This window comes from Coriobacteriaceae bacterium, assembly GCA_025992855.1.
Lineage (GTDB): Bacteria > Actinomycetota > Coriobacteriia > Coriobacteriales > Coriobacteriaceae > Collinsella.
On the sequence record DAJPGB010000001.1, the window covers coordinates 72,979 to 96,976 of the forward strand.

The following is a 23,998-nucleotide window of genomic DNA, read 5'->3' on the forward strand; positions in this document are numbered from 1 at the left end:
CTATGCTCCCGTACCCGCAGTGTGTTTTAGGGCGGATCAAAAACCACTGCATTGTTAATTCGAGCGATTGTTCGTTGCCTTCTACCGCTTGGCACATTTTGCACCCGCCGCAAAACACGCCAAGCCGTTTATACCCAATAACTCTAGACTGCGCGGTTGTGGTAGACCTTGTACTTAAACTGGTCGGCACGCGCAACCGAACGCGTATACTCGATAACCTCGTTGTTCATGTCATATGTGGTACGAATCAAATCCAGGACCGGTGCGCCTTCGGCAATCTCGAGCAGACGAGCGTCGGAATGGCGTGCGATACTCGCGTAGAATTCTTCCTCTGCCACGCGAACTTTCTCGTGAAAGTCCTGCTCGATCATGTCGTACAGTGATTTGTTCTCGATCATGGGGCGCTTAAGCGCAAAGAACTTGCGGCTTGGCAGATATGTACACTCAATCATCAGCGGCACACCATCGGCAATACGCAGGCGCTTGATCTTGTACAGACGCTCGCCCAGGCGCGCGTTCATCTCTACGGCAATATTCTTGTCAGCCTCGACCTCGGTAAACTCGAGAATCGTTGTCTTGGGCACACGGCCGATCGCCTTCATCTGCTCGGTAAAGCTATAGGTCTGCGTGAGGTTTGCCGTTTGCAGAGAGCGGTCGCACACCATGGTTCCACGGCCGCGCTGACGAACCACCAGGCCCAGGCGTTCAAGCTCCTGCAGGGCAAGGCGAACCGTCGTACGCGAGAGTCCGTAGCGTTCCGACAAGTCACGCTCGGACGGCAAATAGTCGCCGGGCCGAAGTTCGTGATCGATTTTATCGGTCAGCAAATCGACGAGCTGATCGTACAGAGGTTGTTTGCGCGCTCCCATTGCCATAATGATACCTGCCGGATAAATGACTCGAAATTGGTTGTAACCAGACACCACGTACTATAGCAGTTTTATTGGAATAACAGCAGGTCAACCAGCATATTTCAATATTGTTTGCCGGTTGATAGCCTGCGCACTGTAATACCAATTACAACGCTACATCAGGTATCGAGGTAGCAAAAAGGGCCGCCCCCGCGGAGCGGGACGACCCTTTGCAAGACAGATACGTCTTTAAGGCTTAGAGAAGCTTCTTGAGCTCCTCGGCAACAGCCTGGACCTGCGTGCCGATGATGACCTGGGTAGCACCCTTGTCCATCTTCATGACACCCAGAGCGCCGGCCTTCTTGCAGGCAGCCTCGTCGACCAGAGCGGAATCGCCGAGCTCGAAGCGCAGGCGAGTAGCGCAGCAGTCAACGGTCTTGACGTTCTCCTTGCCACCGACGGCAGCAAGAACAGCGGCGGCCAGAGCGGCGAACTTGTCGTCGCCAGCAGCGGCGGAAGCGGAGGTCTCCTCGACATCCTCATCCTCGCGACCAGGGGTCATGAGGTTGAACTTGGTGATGGCGAAGCGGAACACGAGGTAGAAGACCAGGAAGGCAGCGATGCCCAGCGGGATGATCATCCAGGTGTTGGCAGCAGCCGGGAGGCTAGCGGAGAACAGGAGGTCGGTAGCACCAGCGGAGAAGCAGAAGCCGGCACGGAAACCAACAAAGTAGGTGATGACGGTGAAGACGCCGTACAGGGCAGCGTACACGACGTAGAGCGGGAAGCACAGGAACATGAAGCCGAACTCGAAGGGCTCGGTGACGCCGCAGACGAAGGCGCAGATGGCAGCGGAGACAACCAGGCCGATAGCAGCCTTCTTGTTCTTAGCGGTCTGAACCATAGCCAGGGCAGCGCCCGGGATACCGAACATCATGCAGGGGAAGAAGCCGGACATGTACATACCGAGGCTCCACTTGACGTCAGCGGAGGTCTCGCCAGCCCAGAAGTGGGTCAGGTCGCCCAGGCCGATGGTGTCGAACCAGAACACGTTGTTGAGTGCGTGGTGCAGACCGGTCGGGATGAGCAGGCGGTTGAGGAAGGCGTAGATGCCAGCGCCGATACCACTCATGGCGGCGATACCCTCACCAAGAGCAACAAGAGCACCGAAGATGAGCGGCCAAGCAAAGAGCAGGACGACGGAGACGACGATGCTGATAACGGCGGTCATGATGGCGACGCAACGCTTGCCGGAGAAGAAGGCCAGCCAGTCGGGAAGACGGGTGTCCTTGAACTTGTTGTAGCAAGTACCACCGATGATGGCGGACAGGATGCCGATGAAGGAGTTACCAGCGATCTTGGAGAACGCGATGCCCTCGGTCGTGGCAAGCCAAGCGGTCTGAGCATCGGCGTCCATACCACGAATGGTGCCAACAACAGCGGGGTTCAGGAGCTGCTGGATCATCAGGAAGGCGACGAGGCCAGCGAGGCCAGCGGTGCCATCGTGATCGTCGGCAAGGCCGACAGCGGCGCCGACTGCGAACAGCCAGGCCATGTTATCGATAAGAGCGCCGCCTGCCTTGATGAGCAGGAAACCGGCGGTATAGGCAAAACCGGTAGTGTCACCGGCAGCACCCATGACTGCGGGAGCGAGCAGGTAGCCCACACCCATAAGAATGCCTGCGACGGGAAGCGCCGCGACGGGAAGCATCAGCGCTTTGCCGAGCTTCTGGAGGTACTTCATCATATTGGTATCTCCTCCAACCTTTCTTTCGTTGTTCACCAACGAGTTCCATGTCCGCGCCCTCTGCATACCGGCTTCTCCGCTTGCCGGCATTAAGCGCAAACTTAGACAACCCAGTCCCTTTTCTCGGGTTGCTGGTATGTACGGTAGCACACACTCAATTCAAACGTCCACCACATTTCGTTCAAATTACTATATCGTTGCCAAACGGTTATTTTTGGCCCGTAAACGGTAATTTACGCAGGTAGATGTGCTGCGTTTCTTTCATTACCAAACTAATTCTTAGCAATTTCCATTCGATTTCATCTCAAAAGTGGTTACTACCAGATGAACAGTGGTACCACATTGTTACTACCAGTTTGGCCGAAATCGTTTTCACTTTACATGAATAAAGTCTCCAAGAATTTGTATATAACCTCTCCCCTACCACCCTCTTCCCCGCCCTTTTCTACAACGCAAAAAGCCCCCTAGAACGATGTCCGTTCTAGGGGGCTTAATCAGATATTTCGGCTTCGTACTCGAAGGCTCAGGCAATCTTTACGCAAACAGGCCGTAGATGCTGATGTTGGCCTTGGCGTAGAGGCCGTTGGCGTACTCGGTCCACTTGGAGCTAGCGCTCGAAGCCTGCGAGGAGTACTGCTGGTAGGCGGTGTAATAGGCGGTCATGGCCTGCTTGTAGGTAGCGCTATCGGCCGTAAAGGCATCGTCAGCGAAGGCCTTAGCGTAGGTGCTATCGGCGTCCTTCCAGGTACCCTTTTCGCTATCCCACTCGTCGCCGGCAAGGTTGATGATGTAGTCGGCGTAGTCCTTGCTCGCGGTCTCCTCGTTGCCGTCAGAAGGCTCGGTCGGGGCGGTCGGCATGCTTGCGGAGCTGTCGCCGACCTTCTTCTTGTAGAGCTTCTGCAGCGTCGCGGACTGGCGGACGATCTGCTTGGCCTGGTCCTTGGACACGCCATACTGCGTGGCCATGGTCTTGTAGTCCGAAGTGCCGATGGAATCCTCGGCGTACTTCTTCATCTCCTTGGAAGAGACGGTGATGCCCTCGTCTTCGGCAGCATCGAGCAGAATCTTGTTGCGCACGTAGGACAGGATGACGTCGGCAGAGGGAGCGGTGTAGTTGCCATCGCCATCCTTGACGGTATCGAGGCTGTACTGGCTCTCGATGGCCTCGCGCGCGGTGATGTCACTCTTCTTGCCGTTGTAGCTGTAGCTTGCCACGGTCGAATCGAGCTGGTCCTCGGTGAGGGTCGCCGAGCCGACGCCCTTGCCGCCAAAACCACCGTTGCCGATAAAGAAGCCGACCACAGCAGCGATCACAACTGCAACCACGAAGGCGGCAATCATAGTCTTCTTGTGCTTGGATGCGCGGTCGTCCACGTCGGAGTCGTCCTCGTCCTGCTCCTCGGGCATGAGGTTCTCGTCAGCGGCATCCGCGGCAATCTGAGCCTCCAGGCGGGCGTCCTCCTCCTCGGCCGTCGTACCGGCAGCAATGTGCTCGGCAGACGTACCGGCGACCAAGTCGATCTTCTCGTCCTCGTCACCGTCGGGGCCTTCGCCGCGCTCGATGATCTGGATGCCGTCGATCTCGTCCTTCTCGTCCTTCTTTTGAATCAGACCCATATCAGTTACTCCTTGTTAGGAAACATAGTCCGCAATAGAATACGCCCGACAGAGCGCCGGGCGTATTGATTCTCAGGTTATACGCAAACACTTAAGTACTATTTAGGCGCTTGCAGCGTGCATACCTTAGGCCAGGTGCGCAATAACGGCATCGGCAAAGGCTTGCGTGCCCACAGCACCCTCAACGGAGCCGGTCTGGGCACGACGAACGTCGCCGGTAACCTGCTCACCCTCGTCGAGCGTGGCAGATACGGCGGCTCGAATACGATTGGCAGCGTCGTTCTCACCCAGGTGATCGAGCATCATCGCAGCAGAGAGGATCTCGGCCGTGGGGTTAGCGATATCCTGGCCAGCGATATCGGGCGCGGAGCCGTGCGTTGCCTCGAAGATGGCGCAGTCGGCACCGATGTTGGAGCCGGGGGCCATCCCTAAGCCGCCCACCAGGCCGGCGCACAAGTCGCTCACGATGTCACCGTACAGGTTGGGCAGCACCAGGACATCGAAGTCGTTGGGGTTCTGGACCAAGCCCATGCAGGTGGCGTCGACGATCTTGTCGTTGAACTCGATATCGGGATAGCTGGCGGCCACTTCGCGCGCGACGCGCAGGAACAGGCCATCGGTCGCCTTCATGATGTTGGCCTTATGCACGGCCGTCACCTTTTTGCGGCCGCAACGGCGGGCATACTCAAAGGCGTACTCTACAATACGGCGGCTCTTGGCGATCGAGATCGGCTTGATCGAGATGGCGGAATCGGCAGCGAAGGTCTTCTGGCCCGAGCGCTCAACGAGCTGTGAGAGCTCCTCGACCTCGGCAGCTCCCTCGTCAAACTCGATGCCGGCGTAGAGATCCTCGGTGTTCTCGCGCACGATAACCAGGTCGACGTCGCGGAAGCGAGAGCCGTCGCCCGGCTGCGACAGGCAGGGGCGCACGCAGGCGTACAGGTCGAAGTGCTTGCGCAGGGCAACGTTGACGCTGCGGAAGCCCGTGCCGACCGGCGTAGTGATGGGGCCCTTGATGGCAACCTTGGTCTCGGCGACCGCATCGAGCACGTGCTGGGGCAGCGGCGTGCCAAACTCGTCCATGACGCCGGCACCGGCCTCCTGGACGTTCCAGTTGATCTGGACACCGGTGGCCTCGACCACGCGGCGCATGGCCTGCGTAATCTCGGGACCGATACCGTCACCGGGAATCAGGACTACATCGTGCGCCATAATCTGTTACTCCTCGTCTTCGGCGTCGTCAGATTTTTTAACGCTAGCACGCTTCTTCTTTTTGGAGAGATCCAGGCCAAAACGTTTAACAAGCATTTCGCAAATCTCGCTCGAGCGGGCCTTGAGATAGCTGCCCTTGCCGTTCTCGGCGTCGAACTTCAGGCGCAGCGCGAGCTTCTCGGCAACCTCGGCGTCGATCTCGCCCTGGCCAAACTCGTACAGGCAACCGAGCATATCGCGGTACTCGAGGTCGCCGTGATAGCACTGGATGGCCTCATCCAGGATGGGCCAAGCCTCGCGCGAACGCTCGACACTCGTGGCGCCCCACACGCACAGCAGGCGGAAGGCGGCGTAGCGCAGCGTGGAGGAAAGCTCGTCGAACAGCGCGGTCTCGGCGCCCTCAAAGGCATCGCCCATCTGCTCGGGGCAGGTGGCGGAGAGCGCCGTCAGGGCATCGAGGGCCTCCCAGCGGGTCTGAGCCTCGGGGCGATCGAGCGCCTCGATCAGCGCAGGCACGCAGGGCACGACGCGCTGCGGATCGCGCTCGGCCAGCAGGTGCAGCACGCGGGCGGCAAACTGGCGGATGCGGCGCGTGGGGCAGCCGAGCTCCTGGACCAGACGGTCGACGGCGTTCTCGTTCTCCTCTGCCAGCTGAAGCTGTGCCAGCTCCTCGTCGGTGAGCTGTTCATCTTTGTTTTCTGCCATAGTTACCTCTTCTTATTTCTTGGTGTGCTTGCCAGCACCCTTGCTGTCATCGGTGACCGAGATGAGTTGTCGGTCGGCAGCGCCATCGCGACGTGCGCGGCGGCGCTCCTCGGCGTCGCCCGCGTCGGCGGCGGCGCGATGGGCCTTATTGACGTTAAAGACCTCGTCATGCTTGCGCCACGGACCAACGGACTCGCCAAAGCTCATCTTAAGGCCGGCGATAAAGCCGCCAAGCCAGCCGATCGGCGCAAACTGCACCAGCGGGAACAGCGAGAACACCCAGGCCAGCAAGACAACTGCCGCCGCTCCCGCAAAGTTGGCAATCCAGTAGTCGCGCTTGGTGATGACGCGCTTTTCGCACGCCCACTGGCCGCACAAAAAGCCGATGTAGATCGCAAAGAGAAAGAGCACCAGCGCGAGCACCACGAACGTCCAGCTCATGGGCGCTACTCCTCGTGATGGTGGCCGCAGCAGCACTCGTGGCCGTCATCGTGGCCGTGGCCGCCGCAGCACTCGTGGTCCTCGCCGTGATGGTGGCCACAACCGCACTCGTGGTCGTCGCCGTGCTCGCCGCAACCGCAGCCGTCCTCGTGGGCACCATGCTCCTCGGGACGATACTGCGACCAGTCCAGACCGGCGGCGATGGCGTCGGCCTCCTCCTTGTAGAGTACCGTGATGGCCTGGGTGCCCAGCTTGGCGCCACCGATGGCGTCGAGCATATCGTAGAGCGTAAAGGCCACGTCGGCACCGGGCAGCGCGAGCTCGCGATCGTCGGCGTAAGCGAGCGCCAGGCGCAGGTCCTTAATGAAGTGCTCGACCATAAAACCGGGCTTGTAGTCGCCGTCGAGCGCCTTGGGAGCCAGGCTCTCCATGGCGCCGGACTTGCCGGTACCGCCCAGGATCATCTGGCGGGTCTTCTCCAGGTCAAGACCGCTCAGCTCGGCAAATGCCATGGCGTCTGCCATGCCGACCATGCAGGCGCCCAGCGACACCTGGTTGGCGAGTTTGGCAGCCTGGCCCTTGCCGGCGCCATCGAAGCAGCAAATGTTGGCCGCAAAGGCGGCAAGGATGTCGCGGACCGGCGCGATGTCGTTCTCGGTAGCACCCACGATAGCCGTGAGCGAACCGGCGATAGCGCCCGACTCGCCGCCGGTGACGGGGCAGTCAAACGCCATGCGGCCAGAAACCTGGGCGGCCTCGGCAATGTCACGGGCGAGCTCGGGCGAGCTCGTGGTGAGGTCGATCAAGACCGCGCCGGGCTTAGTGCACGCGAGCAGGCCGTCGCCCGCCAGGTAGAGCTCCTCGACCTCGGAGGGATAGCCCACCATGGTAAAGACGACATCGGCGTTCGCCACGGCCTCGGCCGGCGTATCGGCCCAAACGGCGCCGCGCTCGATAAGCGCGGCGGCCTTGGACTTGGTGCGGTTGTTGACCGTGACGGGATAGCCGGCGTCCAGGATGTGGCCGGCGATGGGGGCACCCATGATTCCGGTGCCGATGAATGCGACGGAGAGCTTGTTTGCCATGAAACCTTTCCTTTTGGGTTGGGTGTTGTTACCAGGTTGAATACTCGGTGCCAGCGTTTCGGCCGTGACTTGAGGGCGCTTGCAGCCGCAGCGCCCACCTACTCGCCGCGCACACGGCGCGCGATGCGGTCGGAAAGCGAGGCTTTCTCGGCGCGGTTCTTACCCCAAAATGCGCAGGCCACCATGCCGGGGCCCACGTGTGAGCCGATGGTGGGGCCCACGGAGCTGCGAATGATCGTGACGTCGGCGCAGCCCTCCTCCTTGCGGATGGCGGCCTCGAGCCAGTCGCCGTCCTTCTCGGCATCGGCCGTCATGATGGCGATGGGCATGGTGCGATCGGGCACGTAGTTCTCGCGGAACGACTTGAGAATGGACTTGAGCGCCTTCTTGCGGCCGCGGTTGACGCCGATCAGCGACAGCGAGCCGGCAAGGTCGTAGGAGAGCTCGGGCTTGACATCGAGCTTTGCCGTGAGCTGTGCCGCCGCGGGCGGAATGCGGCCACCGGCAGCCAGTGCGTCGAAGCTCTCGAGCGTAAAGTAACCGTGGACGTAGGTCTTTGCCTCGTTTGCCCAATCGACCAGCTGCTTGGCGGTCAGTCCCGCCGAACGCTGGCGCACGGCCTCGAGCGCCAAGAGCGCGCCGGTCGCACAGGGCAGAGCGTTGTCGACCACGTACAGCTCAAAATCGGGATACTCGGCGCGCACGGCGTCCGCCGCCTGGCACGCGGAGTTGTAGCTCGACGACAGCGCCGAGGTAAAGCACAGGTAGACCGTGGGCGTGCCCTCCTTGGCACACTCGGTAAAGAACTCGATATAGCGACCGAGCGACACGGCGGAGGTAGACACGCGAGCGCCGGCGCGCATGCGGTCGTAGAACTCCTTAGGACTCATGCTCGACCAGATATCGTCCGTGCGCTCCTCGCCATCGATAATGAAGGGGAAGCCCAAGATATCGACATCGAGGTTCGCGGCGACCTCGGGGCTAAAGTCGCAGCAGGTATCGACGACGATGCGGCAGCGGTCAGAATGGCCGGTAGATGCAGCCTTGTCCATCAAAGCGACTCCTTACGTAAAAAAGGCGGCCATCCGCATGGGATGACCGCCGGCCGTTAACTCATGCAAGTTAACGTATTTTACTCGTCAAGCGTTTCGATGCGGGGCTTGATGATGCCATATCCACCATTCTTACGGTGATACACCACATTGATGAGGCCAGTCGTCGCGTTCTCGAACACGTAGAAGTCGTGGCCGAGCAGATCGGTCTGCACCAGCGCCTGCTCCTCAGTCATCGGGGTGACATCGATGACCTTCTCGCGGACGAGCAGGTCGTCCTCCTCCTCGGGCAGCAGCAGGTCGGCCAGATCCTCGACGCGCTCGACCGGTGCGACATCCGCTGCGCTGGCACCGCCCTGGCGGTTGTCCACGACCTTGGTCTTGAACTTGCGCAGCTGGCGGGTGACCTTATCGGCGGAGAGGTCGATGGCGGCGTACATATCTGCACCGTGCTCGGCAACGCGAATCACAGAGCCGCGGGCACGAACCGTAACCTCGACGATTGCCGGGTTGGGGTTCGAGGGGTTCTTCTCATAACGAAGTACGACGTCGACCGTCATGGGCTCGATATCGAAAACCTTGAGCGCCTCGCCGATCTTCTCATCCACATGCGCACGCAGAGCATCGGTTACCGTCGTCTTGCGTCCAGAAACCTTGATATCCATACGTGGCTCCAATCTGCCTCGGGGACTTACTGTACTGGCTATGTACCCATTGCCGTGCATTTAATCACGCGATTTCCCAAAGACCCGAATAACGATTGCTTTGTACCGCATACCGAAGTCTCGCACTTTTCCGTGGCAAAGTGCGCTATAGGAGGGCGACGGCGACTTAAGTTTTGCACCTAAAAAACGTATTTGACCTGCTGGTTTTATGGAAACGAAAAAGCCGGGCTCCCCTGTTGGGAAAGCCCGGCAATGCGTGTTGAAACCGTGAAGAGGCGTCCTTTCCAGCGTATAGGAGACGCCACCCCTAGCAATAACTAGCTGTTGAGCTTGTTAATGTCGTCGTCGGTGATGGTGCCTTCTTGGCTGGACGATTTGTCCTCGGAGGATGCGCCCTCGCTGCTCGAATCGGAGGAATCGTCGCCGGAGGACATGGTCTCGCTGGATCCAGAGCCAGCCGACTGCACGTTGGCACCCGAAACTGCTTTGCTGGTGAGGTCATACGGCATCGTGCCATACCAGACGGAGTGGACCGCCTCGAGTGTGCCATCGGCAGTAATACCGTCGAGGGCATCGCTCACGGCGCGGCACAGCTCGTCGTTGGCCGCGAGGCCTGCAACGCCGAGCGTCGAGGGCGTCTCGAGAGCGCCGACGTAGGAGATCTGGCTCATCAGGCGTGCAAGGTAGCCGCCGGCCGTGGAGTCGCAGATCACGTAGTCGACCTCACCGGACTCAAGCGCCTCAAAGCACTCGTTGATGTTGGAGAAGGTCTTTTGGTTGGCCGTGATGCTCTGTTTGGCGAGCGCCTCCTGCGACGCCGAGGAAGTCTGGACGCCCAGGGTGGCGGTGTTAAGCGTTTCGGTGGAAACGCTCAGCGCCTCGCCGTCGCTCGTCTTTCCGAACACGGCGGCAGCGTCATACAGGCAGGTACCGAGCGTGCTGATGTCGCCGTCCGTGGAATTGATGTCGCCAATGAAGATATCGGCCTTTTTGTCGCCGAGCGCGGAATCGGCAGAAGACGCATCGACGAAGGCAACCTTAAGGCCCATACGGCTTGCAAGGGCGCGGGCAGCATCGACCGCGTAGCCCGTGAGGTTGCCATCGGCGCCCTGCATGGCCTGCGGAGCATCGGAGGTATCGAGGGCAACCGTCAGGGTACCGGGAGTGACCAGGGCATCGTCCGACACCGTAGGGGTAACGGTCTCGCGCTCGATCTGGTCAATCGTGGGTGTCGTGAACGTGGACAGCGGATTGAACGCGCATCCGCTCAGGCCCAATACGGCAATGACCGCCGCGGTCCCAGCACCTAACCGAGCCGCGTGCATCAAGCTGCCCCTCACCATGTCCACTACCCTGCCTTCTGTGTCGTATACAATCCGTGCGTTGCGCGGAATAACGGGTGTTCCCACCAGCTGACCTGGTATTTGACCCCACACTTGCGCACCGGGGTGTTTGCTCGGGAGGCCGTAGCCACCTTCACGACTGACCCGCTCGCCCGCGAGGCGGTATTGCCCCAAAGAAAGTAGAACGGACGGTGCGGCTTACATCTAGGACGCGCCATGATCGCGCCGCGCTCACGCGGTCGCTTACGTGGATCCCTTTGACCGCGTCTGTCTTGGACTAGGATGGACATTTCGTCCGTCCGCAACCACAGCCTGGCAGGAACGTAGCGCATTATAGCTAAGTTCAAGCTAAAGTTTAAGGTTAGGGGCGTCATTCGCACCGTGAGCACAGATTTTGCAGGTCGGAGCGGACCATTCGTGCCCCCATGAAGCCCGGAGCTCCCCTACGGGGAGCTCCGGGGCACCCGTCCCCGGGTGCCGTGTGCAAAAAACATCAAATATGAGTACTGTTACCAATTTAGTGGCAGCGGTATTTCGCCCTGCAAGCCACTTTCAATCCCTTTACAGCCTGTTTGGAGCCCTGATACACCACATTTGTCTATTATCTTTTCAACGTATGCCAGTCTCGGGCCCAAAAATCTTTGATTTTGCTGCTACCAATCTAGTGCCGGTACTCATATTTGACGTTTTTTGCACACGACATATAAACAGACCCCCTATAAAGCCATGCACCTATGCTGGCTTAAGCCCAAAGCACGCTCGAAGCGTATTCAGCAGCGCGTCCTGCTTCTTCCGACGAGCCTCCACGCGGTTTTGGTACCGCTTGCCCATGCGTTGATGGATGCGCCATGCGAGTGCTTCCATCGCTTCCATGTCGCAGAGCATTTCGTTGTTGACCGTCGCGACCTCAATTCCCATAGTAATCAAGCCCGTGTTGCGTTTTTCATCATGGATACGTCCCCTCCGGGAGGAATGGCCCAGCTCACCGTTGTATTCAAGGTCAAACCGGGCTGCTTCCTGGTACGCATCGCAAATCGCATGGGGCATCCCCGAGATTGCCTGCGCACGGTCATTGAACTCGATTTTGTAGTCGGTCTTAAAGGGGCCGCAGGAAAATCCCCCATAGGAAAACGGAAGCGAAAACATGGCAAGCATGATGCACTCCATGGGTGAGCGCAGGTTTTCTGACAGGTAGGGGCACAGGCGCAGCAGCCGTTTGGCATCGCTTCCCTTGCATACCGCGAGATAGTCCGTCAACCGTTCGGGCGTCAGGACCGGCTCGACCTCAAAGTAGCCCACATCTGACGGTTGGTCCCTATCCTTTGCAAGTTTGTTCGCGACAGGCGATGTGTAGGGCGGCAGAAACTTGCCGCGATCGCTCAGTGAAATCTTGGAACACAGTTCCTGGGCCAGAGCAAACGCCTGGATACAGCCGACCTCGCGGGCGACGGCAACACAAAGGGCCTCGGGAGATAGGCTGTACACCCCCGGTTCCACCTCTAGAATCGAGCCGGCAGGCAACCCGGAACACACGGACCAGCCCACACCAGGCATGCGTCGGCGCTGCGCCGCAGATCCCACCAGCAAGCACAGATCTTCTTGCACCTCGCCGCTTTTGACTCCAATTCGCACCAGGTCGGGAAGATAGATATCCTCGGTCGAAGGCGATGACGTACACAGCACGCGGCGCTCCTCCTCGGGCTCAAGGTCCTTCCAGCCGATGTAGCCCATCTGTCGGCGCTCGGCGCGCATCATGCGTAGCGCCGAGGCGCCTGTTAGGATTGCGGAAGCCGCTAGCTGTTCGCCTGTCGGCTCGTTGCACCGCTCAATCTTTACCGCCACATGAATCACCCCTACCAAACGCGTGCGATAGCGAGGCCATCAACGGCCGCGGCACCGGCGCGCTTGAGTTCCGCCGAAGCCGCTGCCATCGTCGCGCCCGTGGTGATAACGTCGTCGATAAGCAGCAGGCGGCGGCCCCGCACGTCCTCAACAGTCTCGTACATGCCTCGGGCACGTTCACGGCGTTCTTCACGACCGAGTTCACGCTGGTCGCCATGGCCGTACTTAACGAGGGCGTCGAGCAGCGGAACACCCGACAGCTCGCAAAATGGGCGCGCGATGGCTTCCATATGATCGAAGCCGCGTCGCCGAAACGCCGCCGACGTCGCGGGCACAAACACCACTGCATCGGCGCCGGACAACACACCGCCATAGCGATCGGGTGCCGCGACCTGGGCATGTAAGGCGGTGTCGTATAGCAGCTCTGCCAGATACGGCGCCAGGCGTCGCTCGCCCGCGTCTTTGTACGCTTTGATGATCCGCGGCAGCGGATGCGTGTAAACGGCACATGCCAGGCACCGGTCGAGTGCTTCGGCCATCGCCGAGGACGTACCCTCGACCGAGCACTCGGTGCACAACAAGTCTCCGAACGGGGCACCGCATCGAGTGCAGCTATGCCGCGGGTCGATAAGCGCGAGCACGGCCAGGCAGTCTTGGCAAATAAGCGCGCCGGCGCGCTCGCAGCCAGCACATCGCGTGGGCGACAACGCCTCAAGCGCCTCGTGCGCCGCCTGCTCGGCAAACGGTAACAATTCGTCCGCAAACGGTAGGATGCCAGCACCTTGCAGGCATCCCAACACATCCAAATGTCTCTTCACGACACAACCCTCCCTACGCTCGGTCGCAGGGAGGGTTGTTGATTCAGCGTCATGGTACCCTGACGCGTTTGGGGTCAGGCAGGTTAAATCCGTTTGCGGGCACTATTCGCCGGTGGGCGGTTGCGGTGCGGACGAGTTTTGGGTCGAGCCCTCGCCACCATCCTGGCGCGGCTTGCGGGAACGACGACGGCGACGGCGCTTTTGACCCTGGTCGGCTGAACCCTCGCCACCACGATCTTCGCGCGACTCGCGTTCGTCGCGAGCAGCGCCGCGTGCGACCTTGGCTGCCGCCCCTCCGCCATCTCCGGGGCGACGGCGCGTGACCTTGACCTCGCCATCCGAAACCTGATCGGCCACGGAGGGCACCGAGGGCTTTTGCTGCGTGCCCGAGGAATGGCGACGACGCGGACGCGGGGCGCGCTCGTCATCGTTGCGCTGCTTGCCGCCCTTGTCGGCAGGCGTATCGGAACCCGAACCACCCTTGGGGGCGGCACCGGCTTCGCGAGCGGCTGCGGCGCGGAAGGCGTCCTCGCGCTCCTCGCTCGACAAATGGCGGCGGCGACGGCGCGTGGGATTCATGCCACCGCCGCGGTTTTGCTGCTGAGGCTGCTGAGCCTCGCGCTCGCGGGGGGAATTCTTGCCTGCGGGAGCGGCCTCGCCGGCATCGCCCGAACCCGAGCGCTTGCGGCGGCGACGTCCACCGGCAGCCTCCTCAGCCTCGGGTGCCTCGGCCTTGCCGCGACCCTTACCGCGGCCGCGACCCTCGCTCTGGCTCTGACCGGCACGGGTATCGGCGTCCGCATCGCGACGGCGACGCTTGGGCATCGTCGTCCCCGCCAGACGGTCGGCGCTCGACAGGCCATCGCCCACATCGACGCCGTTCTCGCGGTCGAGCTCCATAAGCGCCAGGCGCATCTCGGGCGACTCGATACGCTCGAGCACATCGCGCGTCACGCAATCGGGGCGGCAGTTGCAGCCCTGCTCGGCGGCCTTCTTTTTGCAGCCCTCGGAGCAGGTCATATCTGCCAGGTTGACCTTAAAGACCTTACCGTTCTCCAGGCGCAGCACCAGCTGCTCGCGCGGGGTGTCGTACTCCTGGATACGCGCCTTGCCGAGCGGCGTATCGATAAGCGTCTTCTTTTTGGGCGCGCGGCTCTTAAAGTCCTTGTATGCCTCGAACTCGTAGCGCAGGCAGCACATCAGGCGGCCGCAGACGCCGCTGATCTTGGAGGAATTGAGCGGCAGGTCCTGCTCTTTTGCCATGCGGATCGAAACCGGCTCAAACTGTCCGCCAAAGCGCGCGCAGCAGAGCTCCTGGCCGCACTGGGCATAGCCACCCACCAGGCGGGTCTCGTCGCGCACGCCGATCTGGCGCATGTCGACGCGAATGTGCAGCGTCGAGGACAGGTCCTTGACGAGCTGGCGAAAATCGACGCGCTCCTCGGCCGCAAAGTAGAACACGGCCTTCTCGCCGCCAAACAGGTACTCGACGCCCACCGGCTTCATCTCGAGGTCGAGCTCCTTGACCAGACGGCGAAAATCGACCATAGCCTCGTCGCCCTGGATGGCCAGGTCGTCGGCAAGCTGCAGGTCGATGTCGCTCGCTACGCGCAGCACGGGCTTGAGCGGCTGGCCGATTTCGTCGAGCGGCACCTCGAAGGGATCGGCCGTGACCAGGCCGATCTCGGTTCCGCGCTCGGTAGAACAAATGGCATAATCGGCCTCGAGGATATCCAGATCCTGCGGGTCGAACCACAGGTCGCGCGAGGCGTAGGTAAACTTAACGGGTACGACTAACGGCATTTCAGTGCCTTCCTGATATCGAACAGCATGACCTCGATGGCCAGCTGGGGAGTAACGTTTCTGGCGATGTTGCGCTCAGCGGTGGCAACCGCCTCGAGCGCCTGGGTGGCACCCGCAACATTCGTCGCGGCGGCAAGCCGCCCGATCGTGTCGCGCACGTCCTCGTTCACAACGTCTGCCGCCCCATCCTGAAGCGTCAGCAGCACGTCGCGCATGAGCGTCCGCGCGCTCGCCAGCGCTTCCATGATACCCGAACGCTCGCGCGCGTTGAGTTCGCGCTTGTTGCGGTCCTCAAGCTGCTTCAATGCTCCACGCGACAGGTAGTCGGCATTTTGCTCGAGCACCTTTTCCTGCGTGGACTTGACCTCGGCGAGCGGCGCCTTGACGGCGACGATGAGCGACTTGGCGCGACTGAGCACATCGGCCTCGTCGGCGGCGATGAGCGAGTCGATGGCACGGACCATCTGGCGACGGGCATCCTGACGCTCGGCGCTCTTGAGGAACTCGATACCACGCGTGGGGCTTCCCGCCACAGCGACGGCCATACGGCAGCGCGCGGGATCCTGGCCGGTGGCGCGGCTCACGGCCTGCGCGGCCACAGTGGGCGACACCAGCCGAAACGGTACGCACTGGCAGCGGCTCACGATGGTGGGCAGCATCACGTCGGCCGAGGTGCCCAACAGGATGAACATGACGCCCTCGGGCGGTTCCTCGAGCGTTTTGAGCAGCGCGTTGGCGGTGTTGGCGCGCAGCTGCTCGGCACGGTCGATGATGTAGACCTTTGCCTTGGCGCGGATGGGCGCCAAGGGCACGTCGTCGAGCAGCTCGCGGGTCTGCGCGATGAGGTAGCCCGTAGCGCTTTCAGGGGTGTAATAGTGCACGTCGGGGTGCGTGTGGCGCGCGACGCGCACGCAGCTGTCACACGAACCACAGCCGTCCTGCTCGCACAGGAATGCCTGGGCAAGCGCCCATGCGGCGTCGAGCTTACCGGCGCCGGGCGCGCCCAAAAACAGGTAGGCGTGCGATGCGCGGCCGCTTGCGATGGCGTTGGTCAAAAAGTCGCACACGCGTTCCTGGGTGTCGAGCTTGGCCAGCAGGCTTGTCTGCGCGGGGGCCATGTTACTCAGCCTCCTGGGCAAGCGCGGCGGCGACGGCGCCTTGGGGAATGTCGAGACCGTACGCGCGAACCAGCTCGACCGTCTGCGCGAAGACGTCTGCGATCGACGCGGTGGCGTCGATGAGCTTTACGCGGCCTGGCTCCTCGGCAGCAATGGCACAAAATCCCTGATAGACGCGCTCCTGGAACGCCATGCCCTTGGCCTCCATGCGGTCTGCCGCACCACGGGCGGCCATGCGCAGCGCCGCCTGCTCGGGCGTGATGTGATAGACGAGCGTGAGCGCCGGATGCGCACCGGCGACAGCCAGGTTGTTGGCATCGCGCACCATCTGACGGTCGAGGCCATCGGCAAACGCCTGGTAGCAGGTCGTGGAATCGTAGAAACGGTCGCATAGGACCACCTTGCCGGCAGCGAGGGCGGGAGCTATGACCTCGTGCACCAGCTGGGCACGCGCTGCCTCGTAGAGCAGCAGCTCGCAGGTGTCGCCCATCGCCGTATTGGCGGGGTCGAGCAGCAGGGCGCGGATCTTTTCGCTGATGGCGGTGCCGCCCGGCTCGCGCAGAGTTACGACCTGATAGCCAGCGAGGTCGAGCGCGCGGGCCAGCAGGCGCGCCTGCGTGGACTTGCCGGCGCCATCGACGCCCTCGAGCGTGATAAAGCTATGTTGAGCGGGCTCAAAAGCCATGGGCGCAGTCCCTTCCTACAAGGCGCGAAAATGCAAGTTATAGCAACCAAGCCATGATACCCCAGCGTCCGACGCGCCCCAAACCGGACCTAGTCATTGGGGACGTTCTTGAATGACTAGTCGTTTAAGAACGTCCCCAACGACTACTTAAGTTGCGGTGAAATAGGGACTGGTTATAGCCCTGAGGCCGCCAAACACTCCCTATTTCACCGCAACTTATGATGGGGAGTTTTGGACGCTGGGTATAATCGTCGTATTGCATTGAAATGTAGCGAAAGGAGTGGCAATGTCTCGGTACTGCGCCTCGTGCGGCAAGCTTCTTGCAGACGACGCCAAGTTCTGCACCTCGTGCGGTGCACCCGTTGAGCAATCGGCCGTGAGCAACGATCAGCCCGCGTTTGAGCAGACCGGCTCCCTCGATACTCCTCAAACCAAACCGGACGATCCTCTCGCCTATCGCCCCGACCCCGCCGCCGGCCCCGCGGCGGTCGAAACGACGCAGCGCATGCCCGTCGCGGGCGGCTCGCCCCAACAGCAGCCGGCGTCTGCATACTCACCCGCTTCGCCACAGACCCCAACTCCCAAAAAGAGCGGCACCGGCCCGCTTATCGCCGTTATCGTTGTGCTGGTGGCGATCATCATCGCCCTGGTCATCTTCTTTGTGATTAAACCGTTCGACAACGCCGCCACGCAGACGACTGCCGAGGTAGCCAAGCTGCACCGCGATGACGACGATGACCTAAAGCCCCTCGGCAATCCCAACAGCCTGTACGACGATGATAACGATGACGACGAGGACGACGAGGATGGCGGCGAAACGACGCTCTCCGAGCAGAACCTCTACCGCCGGTTGAGCGAATACTACGATCTGCTCGAAGATCTCGACAGCCAGGTCCGCGCCTGCGCACAGGCCTTCAACGGCAGCTATCTGGAAGAAGATCGCACCACCCGTCAGAATCTCGCAGATGTCGCCGAGCGCACGGAGGACACGATCGAGCAGTATTACGACATCGTCGAGGACCTGGACGTCCCGACGAGCTCCAAGAACTACAGCTCCTGGAAAGACATCATCGCCCTGTACGATGACTTGGATCACCGCATTGACGCGATTTGCGATGCCTGGGAAATCAGCCTGAAGTACTCCAAGCCCGAGGACCACAAGAATGAGATCGTGGCGCCGCTGGCGCGCGACAACGTGGCGGGCACCAATGACAATAAGTACCGCCTGGACTTTGAGGACCGCCATCCCGGCGCCAAACCCGTCGAAGTGAAGTAGTCGCCTGCGACGTTCTTACTAGTCGTTGGGGACGTTCTTAAACGACTAGTCATTAAAGAACGTCCCCAATGACTATCTAATGACTATCTAAAAAACGAGCGAGGATTTTGGGGTCCTCGCTCGTTTTTTTGGGCAATGTTTCGGCTGTGCCGTTACTTGTCGGCAGCGGTCTTCTTGGTAGTCGACTTCTTCGCGGCCGTCTTTTTGGCCGTTGTGGCCTTCTTGGCCGCGGTCGTCTTCGCCGTGCTCGCCTTGGTCGTGGTCTTGCGGCCGCGGGCGGGCTTCTTCTCCTTGGTCGGGCAGTCCATGTTGACGCAAATACGCCACGGGCCGCGCGCCGTGTTGACCACCACGATGGGGGCGCCGCACTCGGGGCAGGTCTCGCCCGTCGCCTCGAGCTTGCCGCGCGCCGGCAGCGGATAGCTCACGCCGCAGTCGTCGTAGTTGGTGCAGCGGATAAAGCGCTTGCCGCTCTTCTCGCTCTTGTGCGCGATCAGGTCGCCATGGCGTCCTGCCTCGGCACACACCTTGCACTCGCCCACCTTAAGGTCGGGCTCGTAGTTGGTGGGACACGTGGGGTTCACGCAAATCTCGAAGGCCTTCTGGCGGAACGGCTGGCATTTGATGCGCGGCGCGCCGCACTCGGGGCACACGGCCGCCTCGCCCTCGAGCGGACTTACCTTGACGCCACTCGGCACCGGATAGGTCACGTCGCAGTCGGGCCAGCCCATGCAGCCGATAAAGCTGCCGCGGGTCTTGGCGCTCGTCTTCATAACCAGGTCCTTGCCGCACTTGGGGCAGGCGCCCACGCGCGCGTCGGCCGTGACGGCGTCGCTGATGGCGTCGCCCAGCTCCTGCGTGTGCTTGAGCAGCTCGTCGAGCACGCCGGCCAGCAGCGCGCGCGAATGCGTCACGACATGCTCTTCGGTATCCTCGCCGCGTTCCACACGGGTCATGTCGCCGTCGAGCTCGCTGGTCATATCGGGGCTCGTGATGCGCGGGGCAAACTGCGTCAGCGCGTCGATGATGGCGATGCCCAGCTGGCTCGGCTCAACGGGATCGTTTTTGAGGTAGCGCACGGCATACAGGCGCTCGATGATGCTCGCGCGCGTGGACTTGGTGCCCAGGCCGCGCTTCTCCATCTCCTGCACGAGCTTGCCCTGGCTGTAGCGTGCGGGCGGCTCGGTCTGCTTGGCCTCGAGCTTAATGTCGAACACGTCGACCGTATCGCCCTGCTCCAGCGGCGGCATCTGCTCATCGCGCTTAAGGCCGTACGGATAGGCCTCGCGGAAGCCCGGGGTCACGAGCACGTCGCCCGAGGCCACAAACGGCTCGCCGTTGACGTCGAGCTCGAGCTTGGTGTTCTCGATAGTCGCGGGGCCCATGAGCGTCGCCAGGAAGCGACGGGCGATGAGGTCGTAGAGCTTGCGCTGGCCGCCGTCGAGTGTAGACGGATCGCCCTCGCCCGTGGGATAGATAGGCGGGTGGTCGGTGGTCTCGACCTTGCCGCGCGTGGGCTTCATGGGACCGGCGAGCACCTTTTTGCACACGGGCGCCAGCGCCGGGTTGATCTTTGCCAGGTCGCTCACCACGGCGCCCAGATCGAGCGTCGCAGGGTACACGGTATTGTCGACACGCGGGTAGCTGATGAGACCGGCCATGTAGAGGGACTCGGCGATGCGCATCGTACGCGCAGGCGAGATGCCCTCGGCCGCGGCGGCAGCCTGCAGCGAGGTGGTCGCAAACGGCGTGGGCGGCTGCTGTTTACGCGAGCGCTTGGTCACCGCGGCGACGGTTGCCGTCGCGACGCCGTCGACGTGACCATACGCCATCTCGGCAGCATCTTTGTCGGTAAAGCGCGCTGTCTTGTGAGCGATCTTAAAGCGGTCGTCCTCGGCGGCGCCCTGCGCGGCACCCATGCCGCGGATCTGCCAATAGTCCTCGGGCACAAACGCCATGCGCTCGCGCTCGCGCTCGACCACCAGGGCAAGCGTCGGCGTCTGCACGCGGCCGGCGGAGCGCACGTTACCAAAGCCGCCAAACTTGGCGAGCGTCAGGTAGCGCGTGAGCACCGCGCCCCAAATGAGGTCGATGTGCTGACGGCTCTCGCCGGCGTCGGCCAGGTTCTGGTCGAGCGTGACGAGATTATCGAAGGCGTGCGTGATCTCGGCCTTGGTAAACGAAGAGTACTGGGCGCGGGCGACCGGCAAGTCGGGCGCAACCTCGCGCACTTTGTTGAGAGCGTCCGAGCCGATCAGCTCGCCCTCGCGGTCGAAGTCCGTGGCGATAATGACACTGTCGGACTTCTTAGCCAGGTTCTTGAGCGAACGAATGAGCTCCTTCTCGGCCGGCAGCTTAATAACGGGAGCCCAGGTGAGGTAGGGCAGGCTCTCGAGCTTCCAGCCCTTGATGGAGATACCGTCGGCAAGGAACGGCTTGCGCTTGGTGTCATAAGGCGGACGGGCCAGGCCATCGGGCATGTCGGCCGGCAACATCTCGCCGTCCTCGGTGACCGAATACCAACCCAGCTTTTTATCGAACAGCACGCTGTCGCAAAAATCGGGCGCCAGGATGTGACCGGCAAGGCCGATGGTCACGCACTCCTCGCCCTTCCACTCAAAACGGTAGATGGCGGTGTTGTACACCTTGTCCTTTTTGGGCTTGCCCGTGGACAGACGCTCGGCGATCTGGCGCGCGGCGTCATTTTTCTCGGCGATGATGAGCTTCAAAAGAGGCTCCTATCTCATGTCTCTGCGGCTACGCCCGCCTTTTTGGCGGCCGACTTACGCCCTTGCTTGCTCGATCTGCCCGATGAGCCAATCGCACCAGGCATCCATGCCCTCGCCCTTGCGCGCGCTGACGGAAAACCGCGGCGCCTGCGGATTGAGGTCATCGAGTGTCTTAGTATACCTATCCATGTCAAAATCGAAAGCCGGGGCCACATCGACCTTGTTGAGCAGCTGCGCGCCGGCGTGCTGGAAGATGCCCGGGTACTTGATGGGCTTGTCGTCGCCCTCGGGCACCGAGAGAATCATGATGGACAGGTTTTCGCCCAGGTCAAAGTCGACTGAGCAGACCAGGTTACCCACGTTTTCGATAAAGATAACATCGATGTTTTGAAGGCCCACTGCCTGGTCGAACGCGTCGACGGCCTCCATGATCATGTTGCCCTCGAGGTGGCACAGGCCGCCCGTGTTGATCTGGATGGCGGGCATGCCGGCTTCCTTCATGGTAATGGCGTCGACGTCCGAGGCGATATCGCCCTCGATGACGGCGCAACGCAGGCCCGCCTTGTCGCGCAGGCGCTCGTTGGTGCCCAAAATCGTGGTGGTCTTGCCCGAACCGGGGCTCGACAGCACATTGATCACATAGGTGCCCGTCTCTTTAAATCGCTGACGTAGCTGATCTGCCAGGCGCTCATTGCGCGACAGAATCGGCGATGCGATATCAATCGTTTTCTCAGCCATACTCGGCACTCCTTACTTTGGCCCCTTTATACCCCGTCCCCAGGTGGCTGGCGGGCTAATCGTCGGGGGTTTCGATTTCGATACTCGCGATATCGAGCTCGCGGCCGTGCAGTAGGCGCACGTTGGCGCCGCCGCACTGGGGGCAACGGCAATGGAAGCGGTCGTGCTCAAAGACCTCACCGCAGTCCAGACACTCGCTTTGTGGATGGACTTCCTCCACGGCAAGCTCGCAGCCCTTCGTGAGCGGGTCCTCGTCGCGAAATGTCTCCCACGCAAAGTCGAGCGCCTCGCGCACAACTTCGGTCATATCCCCGATACGCAGCGTTACCAAAACGGCGCGCGAGGCCCCCGCCCCACGCGCCGCGCGAATCACTGTATCGAGTATGCCGTTGACAATGCCAACCTCGTGCATACCGATTTACTCCTCGCTATCCTCTTCGTCGTCCGAAAACAGGTCCAGACGGCTCACGAACAGGCCCTCCTTGCCCTCGCGCGCGGTAATGACCACGCGCGCGATAGCAAGCGAAATCTCGTAGAGCGAAAGCAGGGCGCCGTACATAAGGCCCAGGGTGACAGGCGAGCCGTCGGGCGTGATCACAGCCGAACCCACGAGCAGGCCTACGTACACGTAGCGCCAGGCACTGCGGAAGGCCGCGTAGGACACGATGTGGAAGACGGACAGGTAGAAGATGATGAGCGGCAGCTCAAACGCCACGCCAAAGCCGATCATAAAGAGCAGCTCCATGTTGACGTAGTTCTCCAGGTCGGGCAGCGCCGTGGCGACGGCCGAGGTCTCGCCGATGAGCCACTCAAAGCCCGCCGGGATGATGATGAAGTAGCAGAAGATGGCACCCAGGAAGAACAGCACCGTCGAGGCGAGCACCGTGGGCACAACCCACTTGCGCTCGTTGGGGCGCAGTGCCGGCAGGAAAAATGCCAGGATCTGCCAGATGATCATGGGCGTGCACATGACCACGGCCATCTTGATGGCCAGCGAGAAGCGCAGGCCAAAACCGCCGAGCGTGGTGGTGATGTAGAACTTACCATCCGGCACAAAGGAGCGGATGGGGTCTTCCAAGATGTCGAGCACCACGGGTGTGGCGAAATACAGCACGATAGCGGCGGCAAACACCGACACGACCACGATGGTCAGGCGGCGACGGAGCTCTCCCAGGTGATCGAAGAGCGGCATTCGCGCAGGTCCAATAGGCATTACTCATCGCCTCCCTTCGGGGCATCGGCAGCGGCATCGTCCTCGGCCTCGAGCTCGCGGGCGAGCTGGTCGACGACGGCCTTGCGCTTGCGGGGACGACGGGCGTAGAGGTCAGCCGTCGTGGGCTCTGCCGGCTCGGGCTCGGGCTCTGCAGCAGACTCGGGCTCGACGGCATCAGCAGCAACGGCAGGCTCTGCACCCTCGGCCTCCTCGGCAATACCTTCGACCTCGGTGGCACCCTCACTTGCGACCTTCTCGGCAGCAAGACGGGCGCGACGCTCGGCAAAGGTCTCCTTCTTGGCGGGCGCTGCCGTCTCGGCAGCATCCTCGTCCGCATCGGAATCATCGTCGACAGCAGCGGCCTTCTTGGGCTTGACCGGGGCCGACGCGGCCTCGCTCACCGGATCGATAATCTCGGACTGAACAACGGCCGTCATCTTTTCCTGCGTCTCGCGGAACTGACGGATGGCACGGCCGATCGTGCGGCCCATCTGCGGGAGCTTATCCGGGCCAAACAGCAAAAAGCCGAAGACCACGATGATCGCGAGCTCACCCTCTCCAATACCAAACACACATACCTCCAAGGCTCGATGTGAGTCGAGCCCGCACCGCGCCATTCGGCCGGAACTCGTCTATTCATTCGGTCAAGTATAGCGCCCGGACGCCAAAACGTCCGAGCGCATCATAAACATATGCCAAACGGCACGCCCTTTTGGGGGCAAAAATTATGCAGCGGTGATCGAAATCTCCTGGTCAACACCCAACAGCTGAACCACGCGCATCACCGGAGGCTGCACATTGGTGCAGCTAAAGCGCTTGCCGTGGTCGACCGCGTGGTGCGCGGCGCCCACGAGCACGCCAATGCCCGTCGAATCGATGTAGCTCACCTGGGCGAAATCGAGCTCAACGGCCTCAGTGGGCTGCTCGAGCGCCAGGTCGATGGCATTGCGCAGGCTATCGGCGTTAGAGATATCGATCTCGCCGGTTACCTTAATGGTGTAGAGCTCTGGCGTGGGGTTGGTGGAAATACCCAAATCCATGTATACGCTCCTTTACGT

General features: G+C 61.5%; 22 protein-coding genes. 1 reads left to right on the top strand and 21 read right to left on the bottom strand.

The features are described from left to right. Positions 1-143 precede the first annotated feature (143 nt). The 15 genes from OIL88_00325 to tmk form a co-directional block, all read right to left on the bottom strand. Complete coding sequence (locus OIL88_00325) at positions 144-875, bottom strand: GntR family transcriptional regulator (protein HJI70836.1); 732 nt, start codon at positions 873-875, stop codon at positions 144-146. A 232-nt stretch (positions 876-1,107) separates the two neighbouring features. Beyond that, positions 1,108-2,598, bottom strand: a complete 1,491-nt coding sequence (locus tag OIL88_00330) for a PTS transporter subunit EIIC (protein HJI70837.1) — start codon at positions 2,596-2,598, stop codon at positions 1,108-1,110. Between the two features lie 534 nt (positions 2,599-3,132). Further along, complete coding sequence (locus OIL88_00335; protein HJI70838.1) at positions 3,133-4,215, bottom strand: hypothetical protein; 1,083 nt, start codon at positions 4,213-4,215, stop codon at positions 3,133-3,135. A 126-nt stretch (positions 4,216-4,341) separates the two neighbouring features. Continuing rightward, positions 4,342-5,427 carry an isocitrate/isopropylmalate family dehydrogenase gene (locus OIL88_00340; GenBank protein ID HJI70839.1) on the bottom strand — a complete coding sequence of 362 codons (1,086 nt, stop codon included), beginning with the start codon at positions 5,425-5,427 and terminating at the stop codon, positions 4,342-4,344. Positions 5,428-5,433: 6 nt separating this feature from the next. Next, positions 5,434-6,132 carry a hypothetical protein gene (locus tag OIL88_00345; protein HJI70840.1) on the bottom strand — a complete coding sequence of 233 codons (699 nt, stop codon included), beginning with the start codon at positions 6,130-6,132 and terminating at the stop codon, positions 5,434-5,436. Positions 6,133-6,144: 12 nt separating this feature from the next. Further along, the gene (locus OIL88_00350) at positions 6,145-6,573 is read right to left on the bottom strand and encodes a hypothetical protein (protein HJI70841.1); all 429 of its coding nucleotides are present in this window, start codon (positions 6,571-6,573) and stop codon (positions 6,145-6,147) included. A gap of 5 nt (positions 6,574-6,578) precedes the next feature. Further along, complete coding sequence (locus OIL88_00355; GenBank protein HJI70842.1) at positions 6,579-7,658, bottom strand: NAD(P)-binding domain-containing protein; 1,080 nt, start codon at positions 7,656-7,658, stop codon at positions 6,579-6,581. Between the two features lie 98 nt (positions 7,659-7,756). Continuing rightward, on the bottom strand, positions 7,757-8,710 hold the full coding sequence (locus OIL88_00360) for a DegV family protein (GenBank protein ID HJI70843.1): 954 nt from the start codon (positions 8,708-8,710) through the stop codon (positions 7,757-7,759). Between the two features lie 80 nt (positions 8,711-8,790). After that, on the bottom strand, positions 8,791-9,375 hold the full coding sequence (gene raiA, locus OIL88_00365) for a ribosome-associated translation inhibitor RaiA (GenBank protein HJI70844.1): 585 nt from the start codon (positions 9,373-9,375) through the stop codon (positions 8,791-8,793). A 317-nt stretch (positions 9,376-9,692) separates the two neighbouring features. After that, a complete protein-coding gene (locus tag OIL88_00370) occupies positions 9,693-10,718 on the bottom strand; it encodes a transporter substrate-binding domain-containing protein (protein ID HJI70845.1) in 1,026 nt (341 codons plus the stop codon). 732 nt (positions 10,719-11,450) lie between these two features. After that, the gene (locus tag OIL88_00375) at positions 11,451-12,473 is read right to left on the bottom strand and encodes a hypothetical protein (protein HJI70846.1); all 1,023 of its coding nucleotides are present in this window, start codon (positions 12,471-12,473) and stop codon (positions 11,451-11,453) included. 98 nt (positions 12,474-12,571) lie between these two features. Then, entirely contained in the window at positions 12,572-13,378 is an 807-nt protein-coding gene (locus OIL88_00380; protein HJI70847.1) for a phosphoribosyltransferase family protein, read from the bottom strand. A gap of 102 nt (positions 13,379-13,480) precedes the next feature. Further along, positions 13,481-15,181: a regulatory iron-sulfur-containing complex subunit RicT gene (ricT, locus tag OIL88_00385; protein HJI70848.1), complete on the bottom strand. Its 1,701-nt coding sequence runs from the start codon at positions 15,179-15,181 to the stop codon at positions 13,481-13,483. Continuing rightward, positions 15,172-16,299, bottom strand: a complete 1,128-nt coding sequence (locus tag OIL88_00390) for a DNA polymerase III subunit delta' (protein HJI70849.1) — start codon at positions 16,297-16,299, stop codon at positions 15,172-15,174. Before OIL88_00390 ends, ricT begins: the two co-directional genes overlap by 10 nt. Position 16,300: 1 nt before the next feature. Continuing rightward, positions 16,301-16,984 carry a dTMP kinase gene (gene tmk / locus OIL88_00395; protein HJI70850.1) on the bottom strand — a complete coding sequence of 228 codons (684 nt, stop codon included), beginning with the start codon at positions 16,982-16,984 and terminating at the stop codon, positions 16,301-16,303. 286 nt (positions 16,985-17,270) lie between these two features. On the opposite strand from tmk, the gene OIL88_00400 reads away from it, so the two are divergent. Beyond that, the gene (locus OIL88_00400) at positions 17,271-18,260 is read left to right on the top strand and encodes a zinc ribbon domain-containing protein (GenBank protein HJI70851.1); all 990 of its coding nucleotides are present in this window, start codon (positions 17,271-17,273) and stop codon (positions 18,258-18,260) included. A gap of 152 nt (positions 18,261-18,412) precedes the next feature. Here OIL88_00400 and OIL88_00405 read toward each other — a convergent pair whose 3' ends face one another. The 6 genes from OIL88_00405 to OIL88_00430 all read right to left on the bottom strand — a co-directional run bounded on the left by OIL88_00405 (position 18,413) and on the right by OIL88_00430 (position 23,980). Next, positions 18,413-20,989: a DNA topoisomerase I gene (locus OIL88_00405; protein ID HJI70852.1), complete on the bottom strand. Its 2,577-nt coding sequence runs from the start codon at positions 20,987-20,989 to the stop codon at positions 18,413-18,415. A gap of 54 nt (positions 20,990-21,043) precedes the next feature. After that, positions 21,044-21,727 carry a hydrogenase nickel incorporation protein HypB gene (hypB, locus tag OIL88_00410; protein HJI70853.1) on the bottom strand — a complete coding sequence of 228 codons (684 nt, stop codon included), beginning with the start codon at positions 21,725-21,727 and terminating at the stop codon, positions 21,044-21,046. A 55-nt stretch (positions 21,728-21,782) separates the two neighbouring features. Next, complete coding sequence (hypA, locus tag OIL88_00415) at positions 21,783-22,139, bottom strand: hydrogenase maturation nickel metallochaperone HypA (protein HJI70854.1); 357 nt, start codon at positions 22,137-22,139, stop codon at positions 21,783-21,785. Between the two features lie 6 nt (positions 22,140-22,145). After that, positions 22,146-22,940 carry a twin-arginine translocase subunit TatC gene (tatC, locus tag OIL88_00420; protein HJI70855.1) on the bottom strand — a complete coding sequence of 265 codons (795 nt, stop codon included), beginning with the start codon at positions 22,938-22,940 and terminating at the stop codon, positions 22,146-22,148. Next, positions 22,940-23,512 (bottom strand): twin-arginine translocase TatA/TatE family subunit, encoded by a 573-nt coding sequence (locus OIL88_00425; GenBank protein ID HJI70856.1) that lies wholly within the window; start codon positions 23,510-23,512, stop codon positions 22,940-22,942. The genes tatC and OIL88_00425 overlap by 1 nt, the downstream gene beginning before the upstream one ends. Positions 23,513-23,665: 153 nt before the next feature. After that, a complete protein-coding gene (locus OIL88_00430; GenBank protein ID HJI70857.1) occupies positions 23,666-23,980 on the bottom strand; it encodes an STAS domain-containing protein in 315 nt (104 codons plus the stop codon). Between the last annotated feature and the right edge of the window lie 18 nt (positions 23,981-23,998).